Here is a 15,595-nt window from a genome sequence, read left to right as displayed (position 1 = left end):
GTTTAGTCTGAATCGAGTTCGCAGTACTTTTCGGGGTGTAGCTTAGCCTGGTAGAGCGCTACGTTCGGGACGTAGAGGCCGGAGGTTCGAATCCTCTCACCCCGACCAGATTTGCCTTGTTAGTTCAAGGCTCGAAAAACCGCCCAGCTTGCTCGGCGGTTTTTTGTTTTTGCGGCGCATGTTTGTCAGAGCCCGCACGCCGCGGCCATGTCGAGCGCAAAGGTGCTGTCTTCACGGCGGCGCCGCGCACGGCTTCGGCAGCCCCCTCTGCTATATTCTCTCCATCCTTTCCCCCTCTATCCTTCGCGACGCGTGGAACAACTTCCCTTATGGGCGCAGATTGGCGCCGTCTTCCTGCTGCTTGTCTGCTCGAGCTTCTTCTCGATTTCCGAAACGGCAATGATGGCGCTCAACCGCCATCGGCTGAAGCATCTCGCTAGCAAAAACGCGCTCGGCGCGAAGACCACGCAGGGTCTGCTGGCGCATACCGATCAACTGCTGAGCGTCGTGCTGATCGGCAACAATCTGTTCAACACGATCATCCCGGTTCTGACGACTTCGATCGCATTGCACACGTTCGGGCGCAACAACCTCGTACTGTCGATCGCAACCGGCATCGTCGCGTTCCTGATCATCGTCTTTGCCGAGATCACGCCGAAGATCGTCGGCGCGACCTTCCCCGAGAAAATCGCGCTGCCCGCCAGTCTGCTGATTGCGCCGATGATGCGCGTCGCCAGACCGCTCGTGTGGTTCGTCAACCTGTTCGCCACCGGCATCTTGCGGGTGCTGCACATCAATACAAAAGGCGCGCGCGACCAGCGCCTGTCCACCGAAGAGTTGCGCACCATCGTGCTCGAGTCCGGCAGCTTCATGCCGACCAAGCACCGCAGCATTCTGCTTAACCTGTTCGACCTCGAAAACATTTCCGTGGACGACGTCATGATCCCGCGCCGCCGCATCGAAGCGCTGGACTTCGACGCGCCGTTCGAACAGATCCTGCATCAGCTCGAAACCTGCTATCACAACAAGCTGATCGTCTATCAGGGCGACATCGACCGCGTGCTCGGCGTACTGCACGTTCGCAAGACGCTCGCGGCTCTGCATAACCAGGAACTGGAGCGCGAGACGCTGCGCGAACTGCTCACCGAGCCTTACTTCGTGCCGACCGGCACGCCCGTGTTCCAGCAGTTGCAGTATTTCCAGGAGAGCCGCCACCGCATTGCGCTCGTCGTCAACGAATACGGCGAACTGCAAGGGCTCGTCACGCCGGAAGACATCATCGAGGAACTGATCGGCGAATTCACTACCTCGATCCCGCGTGGCGCCAGTTCACGCGGCGGCTGGAACGAGCATGGCGAATGCATCGTCGCGGGCAGCATGCCGCTGCGCGAGCTCAACCGCTGGCTGCAACTCACGCTGCCTACTGACGGCCCAAAAACGCTCAATGGCCTGATCCTCGAAATTCTCGAGGACATTCCCGACGGCGACGTGTGCGTGCAGATCCGCGACGTCAAACTCGAAGTCATGCGCAGCGACGATCAGGCGATCCGCACCGTCAAGCTGTTCAAACCGCCGGCGCGCGCAAAGGGCAAGGCACTGCTCGGTTAGCGCATTGCGCGGGCGGTCGTCGGTCGCCTCGCATGCGGACCAACCGCTCGCCTCCTCGCCTGCACACACAGCATCGCACAAGGTCCGAGCGCGCACCATTAGCCGAATGGCCGAGTGTCATTCAGACGCGCCTTGCCGGAAACTGGAGCCGTCGTGTTCTACAGGCGGCGCATCGCCGGCTCCTCATGCAAGCTTCTTTTCAACCCGCCGCATCGCTGCGGCCGTTGCCCGCCGACGGCGCAAACGCGTCGCGCAACAAGCCCAACCCGCTCACCGGCGACTCAGGCGCGGCAACGCTCAACGATCCAGACAACGCCCCCGCCGTGCGTCTCTTGACGGACACGCTACGCGAAGCGAGGCGCCGCAATGCGTCGGATCTGCACATCGAGCCGGCTGAAAACGGCTGGCGGGTGCGCCTGCGTATCGACGGCGTGCTGCACGAAATCTCGCCGCCTCCGGCTCATCTGCGAGACGCGTTCATCACGCGTGTGAAGGTGCTTGCGCGCATGGACATCGCCGAGCGGCGCGTGCCGCAGGACGGCCGGCTGCGTATCGCCACGTCGCCCGGACGGCTCGAGGACTACCGCGTCAACTCGCTGCCCACGCTGTTCGGCGAAAAGCTCGTGTTGCGCAGGCTCGACGCGCTGCCGGCGGATCTTTCGCTCGACTTGCTCGGGCTCGACGCGCAGCAGCGCGATGCCGTCGATGCGGCAATTCGCGCGCCGCACGGTCTCGTGCTCGTCACGGGACCGACAGGCAGCGGCAAGACGCTGTCCTTGTACTGCTTTCTGAACGTGCTCAATAGCGAGGCGCGCAATCTCTGTTCCGTCGAAGATCCGGCGGAAATCCAGCTAGCCGGCATCAATCAGGTCAGCGTGCGCGAGAAGGCTGGGCTGACTTTCGCGGTCGCGTTGCGGGCGTTTTTGCGCCAGGACCCGGATGTGATCATGGTCGGCGAAATACGCGATGAGGAGACCGCCGACGTCGCCGTAAAAGCCGCGCAAACCGGCCACCTGGTGCTGTCCACATTGCACACGAACGACGCGCCGGCCGCCGTCGCGCGCCTGATCGACATCGGCGTCGCGCCGTACAACCTGGCCGCCGCGCTGCGCATGGTGACCGCGCAGCGGCTCGTGCGGCGCCTCTGCACGGCGTGCCGGGCGCCCGCGCCACATTCGGCCGCCGCCCTACGTGCCGCCGGTTTCGCCGACGATCAGCTCGGCGACTGGCAGCCGTATGCGGCCACCGGCTGCGCCGCTTGCCACGGCATCGGCTATCGGGGCCGCGTCGGCGTCCATCAGGTCATGCCGGTGTCCGATGCCATGCGCGATCTGATCGTCGCGCGTGCCGGCAGCCATGAACTCGCGCGGCAGGCGCACGGCGAACGGGTCGGCACGCTGCGCGCCGCCGCGTTGGCTCTGGTGCGCGACGGCACCACGAGCCTCGCCGAAGCGCTTGCGGCAACGGAGCTCGCGTGAGCACCCCGATAACGCGCCGTCCTGCATCGACCGATACGCGCTTCCGATGGCGCGGCGTCGACGTCGACGGCAGCCGCAAAACCGGCGTGCTCATCGCACCTGACGCAGCCACTGCGCGGACACTTCTGAAGCGCGAGAATGTCTTCCTGGCCGACCTGAAGACGGAAGGACCGGCGCCGCGCCCAAAAGCGAATGCCGCCGAAGTCACGCTGTTCACACGCCAGCTTTCCAGCCTGCTGCGCGCCGGCTTGCCGCTCGCGCCCGCGCTCGATCTGCTGGCTCAGCCGCAAAACTCACGCCGTGCGGGCATGCCGCGCATCGTCGGCGCACTGGCACGCGACATCACCGCGGGTCTGCGTTTTTCCGCTGCGTTGCACGAGCACCCGTCGCAGTTCAACGCACTGTATTGCCAACTGGTGGAAGTGGGCGAAGCGGCCGGCGCCTTGCCCGCCGTTCTCGCGCGAATCGCCGACGACCGCGAACGCGCCGCAGCGCAACGCGCAAAAGTGCGCGCCGCGTTGACGTATCCGGTCGCGATTCTGCTGCTTGCTCTTGCAATCACCGCGGCGTTGCTCGTTTGGGTCGTCCCGACCTTCAAACAGATCTTCGACGGCTTCGGCGCCCGGTTGCCCGCGCCCACGCAATTCGTATTGGCGCTGTCGTCCGGCGTCGCGACGTGGAGCGTGCCCGCAATCGCAGTCATCGTCGCCGCATGTTCGGCGGTGACGTTTCTCCTGCGACGTTCGGAAGCGGCGCGCATCCGCTTCGCGCGCCTGTCGTTGAAAATGCCAATCGCCGGCGCGCTGCTCGCGACGCTTTGTGCCGCGCGCTGGAGCCGTGCGCTCGGCACCTTGCTCTCCGCCGGCACGCCGCTCGCCGATGCGTTCGACTCGCTCACGCACGCCACCGGCAATGCATTTTTCGATCGCGCGACCGTCGACATCGCGGTGAGGCTGCGGCGCGGCGAACGGCTTGCCGCGGCCATGCGCGCGGCGCGCTGCTTTCCGCCCGAGGTCGTGCAGCCGATCGCGGTTGCCGAGGAGTCCGGAGCAATCGACACCATGCTGCTCGACGTGGCGTCGCTGGCCGATCGTCAGGTCGACGAAAAAATCGGCACGCTGTCGAGCCTGTGCGAACCGCTCGTCATCATTGTGCTTGGGGCGCTCGTCGGTGGCCTCGTCATCGCGATGTATCTTCCCATTATTCAACTCGGCAACGTGGTGTAGCATCGCAGCCGAATCCATTGTTTATCCATGCAGGCAGCTCATTCACTCGTGCCAGACACCTCATCCAGCCTGCTTTCGGGCCCGCTTTCAAGCCTGCTGCCGGCGCATTTCGCGGCCGGCTCCGGCCAGGCATTCGGCAGCCTGCCCATTGCATTGCAGTTCGCTTTTGCAATCGTGTTCGGTCTCGTGATCGGCAGCTTTCTGAACGTGGTCGTGCATAGAGTGCCCATCATGCTCGAGCGGGCGTGGCGCCTCGAAGTGAGCGAAGCGACGGACGAAGCTCTCGAAGAAGACGGCCTGCCGGCGCGCTATAACCTGTGGGTGCCGCGTAGCGCCTGCCCTCACTGCGGGCACGTGCTGCGCGCGTGGGAGAACGTGCCGGTGCTGAGCTACCTGCTGTTGCGCGGCCGCTGCTCGGCATGCAAGGCGCGCGTGAGCCTGCGTTATCCGCTGCTCGAGTTGGCCAGCGCAGCGCTCGCGGCGCTCGCGCTCGCGCTGTTCGGCCCGACGCTCGCCGCGCTTGCCGCATTCGGGCTGTGTGCGGCGCTGCTGGCAATGAGCGCGATCGACATGGATACGCATCTGCTGCCGGACTCCATGACGTTGCCGCTGCTGTGGGCGGGCATCATCGTCAATTTCAACGGTATGTTCGCGACGCTGCACGATGCGGTGCTGGGCGCGATCTTCGGCTACCTCGTGCTGTGGGCCGTGCATTGGCTGTTCCGGCTGGTGCGAGGTATCGACGGCATGGGTTACGGCGACTTCAAACTGCTCGCCGCGCTCGGCGCGTGGCTCGGCTGGGCCGCGCTGCCGCAGATCGTGCTGGTGGCCGCCGTGGCGGGCGCGGTCGTGGGCCTCGCGGCCACCTGGCGCGGCCGCATGCGCTTCGAAGAACCGCTGCCTTTCGGTCCGTTTCTGGCAGCGGGCGGCGCACTCACGCTGTTCCTCGGCACACCGCTTTATCTGGCTCTCGGAGGCTGAAGCATGTTCGTGGTGGGACTGACTGGCGGCATCGGCAGCGGCAAATCGACGGTGGCCGATCTCTTCGCGGCGCACGGCGTGCCGCTCGTCGACACCGATGTGATCGCGCATCGCATCACCGCGCCGCAAGGCATGGCGATGCCGCAGATCGCCGCGGAGTTCGGCAATGCATTCGTCGCCGCCGATGGCTCGCTCGACCGCGCGCGCATGCGCGCACTCGTCTTCAGCGACGACGCGGCGCGCAAGCGCCTCGAGAACATCACGCACCCTTTGATTCGCGCCGAGACCGAACGCGAACAACGCGAGGCGAAGGGGCCGTATGTGATCGTCGTGGTCCCGCTGCTCGTCGAGTCGGGAAGCTGGAAAAACCGCGTGAATCGCGTGCTCGCCGTGGACTGCAGCGTGGAGACGCAAATCGCGCGCGTGATGAGCCGCAACGGTTTCAGCCGCGATCAGGTGCTTGCGATCATCGCGCGCCAGGCAACGCGCGAAGCGCGCCTCGCCGCCGCCGACGACGTGATCGTGAACGACGACGCGCCGCTTGCCGCGTTGGCGGCGCAAGTCGACGCGCAGCATCGCGCGTACCTTGCGCTCGTGGGAGCGTAAGCGGCACAGAAGTCAGCGGCGCAGCGCGAGCGTCTGCACGCATGCCGCGGGCATCTCGCTTTGACGACAAAACCGCACGCCGATGCCTGACGTCAGCCGTTGGCGCGAATCGTTGAACTTCGGCACAGTCTGCATGCCGAAGCAGTTGAAAACCGCCGAAAACGCGCAGAAAAGTTTGCACAGACGCGCACAAAAAGCGCGCGATTGCTAGGGTAGTCCCACGGCATTAGAATGTCCTGCATTCCCGTCACCGACCACGCCCGAGGCGAGCCCGCTTGATCCTTTACGAGTACCCCTTCAACGAGCGAATCCGGACGCTATTGCGCCTCGAAGATCTGTTCGAGCGCTTCACGTTCTTTCTGACGCAGCAAGACGCCAGGGAACACCACGTCGCACTGACTACGCTGTTCGAAATCTCCGAGGTAGCGGGTCGCGCGGATCTCAAGTCGGATCTGATGAAGGAACTCGAGCGGCAGCGGCAAACGCTCGCGCCGTTTCGCGGCAATCCGGGAATCGAGCAGAGCGCGCTTGAAGCCGTGCTCGGCGAAATCGAGCAGACGTTGGCGGGGCTTTCGCAGATGCAGGGCAAGACCGGCCAGCATCTTGCAGAGAACGAATGGCTTGCGAGCATCCGCAGCCGCGCGATCATTCCGGGCGGCACCTGCAAGTTCGATCTGCCGTCGTACTATGCGTGGCAGCAGCTTCATCCGGATCAGCGCCGTCAGGACATCGCGAAATGGGTCATGCCGCTGCTGCCGCTGCGCGACGCCGCCACGATCGTGCTGAGGCTTGCACGCGAGTCCGGCCAGGCGTCGAAGGTCATGGCGATGGCGGGCAGCTATCAGCAAATGCTGTCGGGCCGCTCGTATCAGTTGATGCAGGTACGCGTGGCGCCCGAATTGCGTGTGATTCCCGAGGCCAGCGCGAACAAGTACATGCTGTGGGTGCGCTTCACGGTGCAGGACGGCGACTTGCGTCCGCGCGCGGTGGACGTCGACGTGCCCTTTCAACTCACGCTTTGCAGCCTGTAAGCCCCGTGCGTTCCGACTGTCGGACAGATTCGGATACACAGACATACAGCAGGCGCCCGCAGCCAGCCGCGCCTTTAAAGCGGCGGGAAATGCCCTTATATTCGTTACTGTTCAAATTGCACTAGTTGCCTGACCGTATGCCAACCGTCGTCAAATGCCCCACTTGCGGAAAGGACGTCCGCTGGACACCTGAAAGCCGGTTTCGCCCATTCTGCTCCGAGCGCTGCAAGCAGATGGATCTAGGCGCCTGGGCCGCCGAGAAGTACAAGATCGGCGGGACCGATCAGGAAGCGTCGTCGGACGAGACGCCTGACGGGGACTACAACCCGCATTGACCGGTACGGTACGGCACGGCGCGCCCCGTTCGCGCCGCACCTGAGCGCGAGTGCCCGCAACCGCGCCGTTTCCTTTCCCGATTACTGTTTCTCCGCCGCGAGCCATTCCAGCACTGGAATGGTGGCGGGCAACAGCGGCGACACGTCGGCGGGCAACGCCTGCCAGACAAACGCCTGACCTTCGCGGCCATGCGGCTCGCCCGTCCACTGCGTCACCTTGCAGAAAAAGAGCCGCACGTAGGCGTGCGGATAGTCGTGTTCGAGCGTATGCCAGAGGTGACAAGCCTTTACGTCGATGCCGAGTTCCTCGTGCAACTCGCGCGCGAGCGCCGCCTCGACCGATTCGCCCGCCTCGAGCTTGCCACCCGGAAACTCCCAGTAGCCTTCGTACGGCTTACCGGCCGGACGTTGCGCGAGCAGATAGCGCCCGTCCGGCTGCACCAGCACGCCGACGGCAACCTCTGTGACCGGGCGGCCCGCTGCGTTTGTCAGAGCGTCGCTCATGCCTGAGCTTTCCGGCCGGACCAGTCGCGCGCGAACTGCCACGCCACACGCCCCGAACGCGACCCGCGCTCCAGCGCCCACACCAGCGCATCGCCGCGCGCCGCCTCGACTTCGGCGTCGTTGCAGCCGAAATGCCGCAGCCAATGCGCGATGATCGACAGGTAGTCGTCCTGCTTGAACGGATAAAAGCTGACCCACAGCCCGAAACGTTCTGACAGTGAGATCTTTTCTTCGACAAGCTCGCCCGGATGAATCTCACCATCGGACGTGTGCTTGTAGGTCTCGTTGTCGCTCATGTACTCGGGCAGCAGATGGCGGCGGTTCGACGTCGCGTAAATCAGCACGTTGTCCGATTGCGCGGCGACCGAGCCGTCGAGCGCGACTTTCAGCGCCTTGTAGCCCGACTCGCCGTCTTCGAACGAGAGGTCGTCGCAGAACACGACAAAGCGTTCCGGCCGTTTCGCGATCAGATCGACGATGTCGCCCAGGTCGTGCAGGTCGTCCTTGTCGACTTCAATGAGACGCAGGCCGTCTTTCGCGTACGCGTTCAGGCACGCCTTGATCAGCGACGACTTGCCGGTGCCGCGCGCGCCCGTCAGCAGCACGTTATTCGCGGGCAGCTTGTGGACGAATTGACGCGTGTTCTGCTCGATGAGCGCTTTCTGGCGATCGATGTTTTGCAGATCGTCGAGCGTGATGTCGGAGATGGCCGGCACCGGCTGCAGATAGCCGCGCCCCTGGCGCTTGCGCCAACGAAACGCCACCGCCGCCGACCAGTCGATTTCAGGCGCGGCGGGCGGAAGCATCGCTTCGAGGCGGACGAGCACGGCTTCGGCCCGTGTCAGAAACTGTTCGAGTTTGTCCATGACAATGAGTGAGCGGCCCGAGGCCGCGTGATGAACCGGATTACGAGCGGTAGTCGGCGTTGATGCTGACGTAGTCGTGCGACAGATCGCAAGTCCAGATCGTGGCTTGCGCATTGCCGCGACCGAGCACGACGCGAATGCCGATCTCGCTCTTTTTCATGACGCGCTGGCCGTCTTCTTCACGGTACGCCGGATTGCGGCCGCCGGCAGTCGCGACCAGCACGTCGTCCAGATACAGATCGATCTTGCCGACGTCGAGATCGTCGATGCCGGCATAGCCGATGGCCGCCAGGATGCGGCCGAGGTTCGGGTCCGATGCGTAGAAAGCCGTCTTCACGAGCGGCGAATGGCCGATCGCATACGCGATCTGGCGGCATTCGCCGACGCTCGAACCGCCTTCCACCTGGACCGTCATGAATTTGGTCGCGCCTTCGCCGTCGCGCACGATCAATTGCGCGAGCGTCTGCGCGACTTCGGTCACCGCGTCGCGCAACGCTGCATAAGCGGGCGAGTCGGTGGACGTGATCGCCGGCAGGCTGGATTTGCCCGACGCGATCAGGATGAATGAATCGTTGGTCGACGTGTCGCCGTCGATCGTAATGCAGTTGAACGAGCGATCCGCCACGTGCTTGACCAGCGCGTCGAGCACCGGCTGCGCGAGCGCCGCGTCGAACGCGAGGAAGCCGAGCATGGTCGCCATGTTCGGCTTGATCATGCCCGCGCCCTTGCTGATGCCGGTCAGCGTGACGGTGTGGCCGTCGATCGTGACCTGGCGCGAGGTGGCTTTCGGCAGCGTGTCGGTGGTCATGATCGCCTGCGCGGCGTCGTACCAGTTGGCTTCCTTGCGATTGGCCAGCGCGGCAGGCAAACCGGCCTTCAACCGATCGACCGGCAGCGGTTCCAGAATCACGCCGGTCGAAAACGGCAGCACCTGTTCCGGCGCGATGTCCGCGAGGCGGGCGAGTTCCGCGCAGGTTTCGCGCGCATGCGCGAGGCCCGGTTCGCCGGTGCCCGCGTTCGCGTTGCCGGTGTTGATCACGAGCGCGCGAATCGGCTTGCCGCCGGCGCGCACGCGCTCGAGATTCTCGCGGCACACGGTGACCGGCGCCGCGCAGAAACGGTTCTGCGTGAACACGCCGCCTACCGTCGCGCCTTCGTCGACGGAAATGACCAGCACGTCCTTGCGGTTCGGCTTGCGAATGTTCGCCTCCGCCCAGCCGAGCGTGACGCCGGCGACGGGATGCAGTTGAGCGGGATCGATCGAGGGGAAATTGACAGCCATGGTCGCGACCTGTCGAAGAAAATGCCGGCGGGCGCCGGCATCGAGGAAAACGGAACTGGTGGCTCGGGCAAGATGCCGGAGCACCGCGAAATCAACCACAACATACTGGCAAAGCGACGCGGCGCGCTCAGAGGCGCGCCGCTTTCGGCATTATGCGATCTTGCCGTGACACTGCTTGTACTTCTTGCCGCTGCCGCACGGGCACGGATCGTTGCGGCCGACCTTCGGCACGCCGTCCGCGCCGACAGCCGAGGCCGCTTGCGACGACGACGCGTGGCTCATTGCGTCGCCGATCATCGCGGCAGTCGCGGCTTCCACGGCGGCGGGCGCCGCAGCCGACGCTTCGGCGAATTCCGCATGACGGAACTCGACGTTCTCCAGATGGCCGCCCTGCTCTTCCATCTGTTCGGCCGCTTGTTCGAGCTGCTCCGGCGACTGGATCTGCACGTTCATCACGATGCGGGTGACTTCGAGCTTGACCGCGTCGAGCATCGCGGCGAACAGTTCGAACGCCTCGCGCTTGTATTCCTGCTTCGGGTTCTTCTGCGCATAGCCACGCAGATGGATGCCCTGGCGCAAGTGGTCCAACGCCGCCAGATGTTCGCGCCAGCTACGGTCGAGCGTTTGCAGCATGATCGAGCGCTCGAACGCGCTGAACGATTCGCGGCCGACCAGTTCGACCTTCGCCTCGTATGCTTCGTCCGCGGCAGCCTCCACCGCTTCGAGAATCTCGTCCGACGTGATCGAGTTCGACTCGTTGATCATTTCCTGGATCGCGAGGTCGAGCTGCCATTCGTTGCGCAGCACTTCCTCGAGTTCCGGCACGTCCCACTGTTCTTCAATGCTGCCCGCCGGCACGAACTGGTGAACGATGTCCGCAATCACGCCATGACGCATTGCGCCGATGGTTTCCGTGATGTCGTTTGCCTCGAGCAGTTCGTTGCGCTGCTGGTAGATGACCTTGCGCTGATCGTTCGAGACGTCGTCGTATTCGAGCAGTTGCTTACGAATATCGAAGTTGCGCGCCTCGACCTTGCGCTGCGCCGATTCGATGGAGCGCGACACGATGCCCGCTTCGATCGCCTCGCCTTCCGGCATTTTCAGGCGGTCCATGATCGCGCGCACGCGGTCGCCCGCGAAAATGCGCAGCAGCGGATCTTCCAGCGACAGATAGAAGCGCGACGAACCCGGATCGCCCTGACGGCCCGCACGGCCGCGCAGCTGATTGTCGATCCGGCGCGATTCATGACGCTCTGTGCCGATGATGTGCAAACCGCCCGCGGCCTTGACCTGATCGTGCAGCGCCTGCCATTCGTCGTGCAGCTTCTGGATGCGGCGGCGCTTTTCGTCCTCGGGAATCGTTTCGTCCAGTTCGATGAACGACGCCTGCTTTTCCGCGTTGCCGCCGAGCACGATGTCAGTGCCGCGACCGGCCATGTTCGTGGCGATCGTGATGCGCTTCGGACGGCCCGCTTCGGCGACGATCTCCGCTTCGCGCGCGTGCTGCTTCGCGTTCAGCACTTCGTGCGGGAGACCGGCCTGCTTCAGCAGATGCGACAGCAGCTCGGAGTTTTCAATCGACGTCGTGCCAACCAGCACCGGCTGCCCGCGCTCATAGCAATCGCGGATGTCGCGGATCACCGCGTCGTAGCGTTCCTTCGCGGTCTTGTAAATCTGGTCCTGCTTGTCGATCCGCTTGGGCGGACGATTGGTCGGAACGACGACCGTTTCGAGACCATAGATCTCGTTGAATTCGTAGGCTTCCGTGTCCGCCGTGCCGGTCATGCCGGCGAGCTTGGCGTACATGCGGAAGTAGTTCTGGAACGTGATGGAAGCGAGCGTCTGGTTCTCGCTCTGAATCTTCACGTGCTCCTTCGCCTCGACAGCCTGGTGCAACCCGTCCGACCAGCGGCGGCCCGCCATCAGACGGCCGGTGAATTCGTCGACGATGATCACTTCGCCGTTTTGCACCACGTAATGCTGGTCTTTGTAGAACAGCGTGTGTGCGCGCAGCGCGGCGTACACGTGGTGCATCAGCGTGATGTTTTGCGGCGCGTAGAGGCTTTCGCCCTCGCCGATCAAGCCCCATTCGGCGAGCAGGCGCTCGGCCTTTTCGTGGCCCGATTCCGTCAGGAAGACCTGGCGGCCTTTTTCATCGAGCGTATAGTCGCCCGGCTTTTCGACGCCGGTGCCGTCAGCCTTCTCTTCGCCGATCTGGCGCTCGAGCAGCGGCGGCAGCGCGTTCATGCGCACGTAGAGTTCGGTGTGGTCTTCGGCCTGGCCCGAGATGATCAGCGGCGTACGGGCTTCGTCGATCAGGATCGAGTCCACTTCGTCGACGACGGCGAAGTTCAGCCCCCGCTGCACGCGCGCTTCGGGCTCGTACACCATGTTGTCGCGCAGGTAGTCGAAGCCGAACTCGTTGTTCGTGCCGTACGTAATGTCGGCGGCGTACGCTTGCTGCTTCGCGTCGTGATCCATCTGCGACAGATTGATGCCGACGGACAGCCCGAGGAAGTTGTAGAGGCGCGCCATCCACTCGGCGTCGCGCTGGGCAAGGTAGTCGTTCACCGTGACGACGTGAACGCCGCGGCCCGACAGCGCGTTCAGGTAGACCGGCAGCGTGGCGACGAGCGTTTTACCCTCGCCGGTGCGCATTTCGCCGATCTTGCCGTAGTGCAGGACCATGCCGCCGATCAGCTGCACGTCGAAGTGGCGCATTTTCAGCACGCGCTTGCTCGCCTCGCGGCAGACCGCGAAGGCTTCCGGCAGCAGCTTGTCGAGCGACTCGCCGCTCGCGATGCGCTGGCGGAACTCGTCCGTTTTGGCGCGCAGTTGATCGTCCGTCAATTGCTCGATCTGCGGCTCGAGCGCATTGATCGCCGCGACGGTCTTTTGATATTGCTTGACTAGCCGCTGGTTGCGGCTGCCAAAAATCTTCTGTAGAAAACCGGTGGTCATCGGATCGGTGTCTGCGTCGCGGCTTCGGCTGGTCGCGGCGTGCGGTTAAAAGCACGCGCGCTCCGGGGTCGGAATGGCCTCGGCGGCTTAGTCCAAGAGTGAATTCGAATCGGGCATTTTAGCACGCGCCCCCGCCCGCGCCTGTGTCCGCGGCGCGACGTCGGCGGGGCAGCAACGCCCGTCGCGCGGAGCTTCGGCGGCGTGCATACGGGCGCGTCGCGGGGCATCTCGCACGGTACAATCGCGACGTGTGCGCACATCGGGTGCGAACGCGCCCTCACTGTCAAACATGAGCCGTTTTCCTTCCTTTTCAAGGCCGCCGCCCAAGCAGTTCAACGTGCGCCGGCCGCAGCCGGTCGCCGAGGTGCTCAGGCGCACCGACGCGTTTGCCGCGCTGCGCGCGGGCGTCGAGCAGATCGCCGCGCTCGAGAAGGACTTGCGCGAGCTGCTGCCCGATTATCTGGGATCGAGCGTGGAGCCGGGCTTCATCAAGGAAGGCGTGCTGTCGCTGTTCGCCGCGCATAACGCGCTGGCGGCGCGGCTGCGCCATCTCGAACCGCGACTGCTGTCGGATTTGCAGCAGCGCGGCTGGCCGGTCAATGCGCTGCGCATTCGGGTGCGGCCGCAGCCCGTCAAGGAGCCGCCGCAGCCCAAGCAGGCGCGCATGACGCCGGCCGGCGCCGATGCGCTGCATGCGTTGAGCGAATCGCTCGCGCCGTCGCCTCTACGCGAAGCGTTGGCGAAGATGGCGGCGCGGCATCGGAGAAATCGTTGAGCAAAAAAATAAGCGGCTCGTGTGAGCCGCTTATTTTTCGTACGCCCGCTTCGGAAGTTTCACCGAAGACTTGACGCGAATTCCCTACGCAAAAGCCGTCTGCGTCTCGTATGCGAAGCCGCGCGGCGCCTTTTGCGTGTCGTCGAACGTGACGATCTCGTACGAATCTTCGTGCGCCAGCAGTTCGCGCAGCAGCGCGTTGTTCAGGCCGTGGCCCGACTTGTACGCGTTGTACGAAGCCAGCAACGGATGCCCGATCACGTACAGATCGCCGATCGCGTCGAGCATCTTGTGCTTCACGAACTCGTCGTCGTAACGCAGGCCATCGTTATTCAGAATGCGGTACTCGTCGAGCACGATCGCGTTGTCCATGCTGCCGCCGCGCGCGAGGCCCAATTCGCGCATCATCTCGACTTCATGCGCGAAGCCGAACGTGCGGGCGCGCGCGATTTCGCGCACATATGACGTATTGGCGAAATCGACTTCCAGCGCCTGACCGGTTTTATCCACGGCCGGGTGGCGGAAATCAATCGTGAATTTGAGCTTGAAACCGAAATACGGATCAAGGCGAGCGAATTTGTCGCCGTCGCGAATCTCGACCGGCTTCGTCACCTTGATGAATTTCTTCGGCGCGTTCTGTTCTTCAATTCCCGCGGATTGAATCAGAAACACGAATGAGCCGGCACTGCCGTCCATGATCGGGATTTCTTCCGCGGTCACGTCGACATACAGATTGTCGATGCCGAGACCGGCGCAGGCGGACATCAAATGCTCGATAGTCGACACGCGCGCGCCGTCTTTCTGCAATACGGAAGCGAGACGTGTATCGCCAATCGCCATTGCCGACGCAGGAATGTCCACCGGCGTGGGCAAATCCACGCGCGAAAAGACAATGCCCGTGTCCGGCGCTGCGGGACGGAGCGTCAGGTCGACCTTACGGCCGGAGTGCAAGCCGATGCCGACCGTCTTGACGATTGATTTGATAGTGCGCTGCTTCAACATGGTCATCTTTTGCTCGATTGAAAATCCCAATCGGGACTTTTTATTCCATAGCGCGAATTATACTCCATAACCCTAAGCAGCGTCTTCGCGCGGAAAGTATCAATCTGTTTCGCTGCATTACCCGTCTTTTTCAACGGGCGCCCGTGAGGGAAAGCGTGACGGGCCGACGTCCGGAACGGAGGCGTTTCCGGTCGTCGGCCCGCGTAACGGCCTGTCACAAAGCGTCGTCGCAACCGTTGCCATTGCGCCACGCGGATAACCGCGTGCGAAGGCGAAGGCGCCGACGCGCTGATAACTAGCTCAACGTTGCGAGAATACTCCCTGCATCGCTTACTTCGAATTTGCCGGCAGCCTCGACGTTCAACGTCTTGACCACGCCGTCGTCGACAACCATCGCGTAGCGCTGGGAACGGATTCCCATGCCGCGCGCCGACAAATCCTGCTCGAGACCAAGCGCTCGTGTGAAAGCCGCACTGCCGTCCGCCATCATGCGCACCTTGCCCGAGGCATGCAGATCGCGTCCCCACGCGCCCATTACGAACGCGTCGTTCACGGACACACACCAGATTTCGTCGATGCCGGCCGCGCGCAACTGCTCAGCGTGTTCGACGTAACCCGGCACATGTTTGGCAGAACAGGTCGGCGTGAACGCGCCAGGCAATCCGAAGATCACCACGCGCTTGCCCGCCGTCTGCTCGCGCACGTCGAAGCTGTTAGGCCCGATCGTGCAGCCCGCGCGCTCGTCTTCGACATACTCGAAGAGCGTTGCGTCGGGCAGCTTGTCACCTGCTTGAATCATTGCTCAGTCCTTTGCATCGATGCGAAGCATCGCCCGCACGTTATCGTGTCGCAGTGAATCGGCGACAGTTGCCCAAACCACTTCGTTTTCCGAAGAGGGCACTTGTCCTTGCCGCGAATCCGACGATACGCGGCTTGTTAG

General features: G+C 63.7%; 14 protein-coding genes and 1 tRNA gene. 9 read left to right on the top strand and 6 right to left on the bottom strand.

What is annotated here, in order from left to right; all coding sequences use genetic code 11:
- The first annotated feature begins 31 nt into the window (after positions 1 to 31).
- The 8 genes from P0D87_RS26885 (at position 32) to yacG (ending at position 7,265) form a co-directional block, all read left to right on the top strand.
- A tRNA-Pro gene (locus P0D87_RS26885) sits at positions 32 to 108 on the top strand.
- A 204-nt stretch (positions 109 to 312) separates the two neighbouring features.
- A complete protein-coding gene (locus P0D87_RS26880; protein ID WP_029971503.1) occupies positions 313 to 1,608 on the top strand; it encodes an HlyC/CorC family transporter in 1,296 nt (431 codons plus the stop codon).
- A 185-nt stretch (positions 1,609 to 1,793) separates the two neighbouring features.
- A complete protein-coding gene (locus tag P0D87_RS26875) occupies positions 1,794 to 3,086 on the top strand; it encodes a GspE/PulE family protein (RefSeq protein ID WP_053858763.1) in 1,293 nt (430 codons plus the stop codon).
- Positions 3,083 to 4,312, top strand: coding sequence for a type II secretion system F family protein (locus P0D87_RS26870; RefSeq protein ID WP_053858764.1), 1,230 nt, complete (start codon positions 3,083 to 3,085; stop codon positions 4,310 to 4,312). Before P0D87_RS26875 ends, P0D87_RS26870 begins: the two co-directional genes overlap by 4 nt.
- Positions 4,313 to 4,339: 27 nt before the next feature.
- The gene (locus tag P0D87_RS26865; protein WP_053858765.1) at positions 4,340 to 5,293 is read left to right on the top strand and encodes a prepilin peptidase; all 954 of its coding nucleotides are present in this window, start codon (positions 4,340 to 4,342) and stop codon (positions 5,291 to 5,293) included.
- 3 nt (positions 5,294 to 5,296) lie between these two features.
- Entirely contained in the window at positions 5,297 to 5,899 is a 603-nt protein-coding gene (coaE, locus tag P0D87_RS26860) for a dephospho-CoA kinase (protein ID WP_053858766.1), read from the top strand.
- A 275-nt stretch (positions 5,900 to 6,174) separates the two neighbouring features.
- On the top strand, positions 6,175 to 6,930 hold the full coding sequence (gene zapD / locus P0D87_RS26855; RefSeq protein ID WP_006051828.1) for a cell division protein ZapD: 756 nt from the start codon (positions 6,175 to 6,177) through the stop codon (positions 6,928 to 6,930).
- Between the two features lie 137 nt (positions 6,931 to 7,067).
- On the top strand, positions 7,068 to 7,265 hold the full coding sequence (yacG, locus tag P0D87_RS26850) for a DNA gyrase inhibitor YacG (RefSeq protein ID WP_029971508.1): 198 nt from the start codon (positions 7,068 to 7,070) through the stop codon (positions 7,263 to 7,265).
- 81 nt (positions 7,266 to 7,346) lie between these two features.
- Here yacG and P0D87_RS26845 read toward each other — a convergent pair whose 3' ends face one another.
- The 4 genes from P0D87_RS26845 to secA form a co-directional block, all read right to left on the bottom strand.
- The gene (locus P0D87_RS26845) at positions 7,347 to 7,769 is read right to left on the bottom strand and encodes an NUDIX domain-containing protein (protein ID WP_006051826.1); all 423 of its coding nucleotides are present in this window, start codon (positions 7,767 to 7,769) and stop codon (positions 7,347 to 7,349) included.
- Positions 7,766 to 8,635, bottom strand: a complete 870-nt coding sequence (locus P0D87_RS26840; RefSeq protein ID WP_006051825.1) for an ATP-binding protein — start codon at positions 8,633 to 8,635, stop codon at positions 7,766 to 7,768. The genes P0D87_RS26845 and P0D87_RS26840 overlap by 4 nt, the downstream gene beginning before the upstream one ends.
- Positions 8,636 to 8,675: 40 nt before the next feature.
- Positions 8,676 to 9,917 carry a bifunctional glutamate N-acetyltransferase/amino-acid acetyltransferase ArgJ gene (argJ, locus tag P0D87_RS26835; RefSeq protein WP_053858767.1) on the bottom strand — a complete coding sequence of 414 codons (1,242 nt, stop codon included), beginning with the start codon at positions 9,915 to 9,917 and terminating at the stop codon, positions 8,676 to 8,678.
- A 150-nt stretch (positions 9,918 to 10,067) separates the two neighbouring features.
- On the bottom strand, positions 10,068 to 12,878 hold the full coding sequence (secA, locus tag P0D87_RS26830; RefSeq protein WP_006051823.1) for a preprotein translocase subunit SecA: 2,811 nt from the start codon (positions 12,876 to 12,878) through the stop codon (positions 10,068 to 10,070).
- A gap of 289 nt (positions 12,879 to 13,167) precedes the next feature.
- Between secA and P0D87_RS26825 the strand changes: the two genes are divergently transcribed.
- Complete coding sequence (locus tag P0D87_RS26825) at positions 13,168 to 13,653, top strand: DciA family protein (protein WP_006051822.1); 486 nt, start codon at positions 13,168 to 13,170, stop codon at positions 13,651 to 13,653.
- 84 nt (positions 13,654 to 13,737) lie between these two features.
- Here the strand turns inward: P0D87_RS26825 and lpxC are convergent, their stop codons facing one another.
- The gene (gene lpxC, locus P0D87_RS26820; RefSeq protein WP_029971512.1) at positions 13,738 to 14,655 is read right to left on the bottom strand and encodes a UDP-3-O-acyl-N-acetylglucosamine deacetylase; all 918 of its coding nucleotides are present in this window, start codon (positions 14,653 to 14,655) and stop codon (positions 13,738 to 13,740) included.
- Between the two features lie 295 nt (positions 14,656 to 14,950).
- Positions 14,951 to 15,454: a peroxiredoxin gene (locus tag P0D87_RS26815; RefSeq protein ID WP_029971513.1), complete on the bottom strand. Its 504-nt coding sequence runs from the start codon at positions 15,452 to 15,454 to the stop codon at positions 14,951 to 14,953.
- Between the last annotated feature and the right edge of the window lie 141 nt (positions 15,455 to 15,595).

This window comes from Paraburkholderia sp. RL17-368-BIF-A (assembly GCF_046054045.1).
GTDB lineage: Bacteria > Pseudomonadota > Gammaproteobacteria > Burkholderiales > Burkholderiaceae > Paraburkholderia > Paraburkholderia graminis.
Note: the sequence above shows the minus strand (reverse complement) of the source record. Positions and strands in the feature narration are given on the sequence as shown.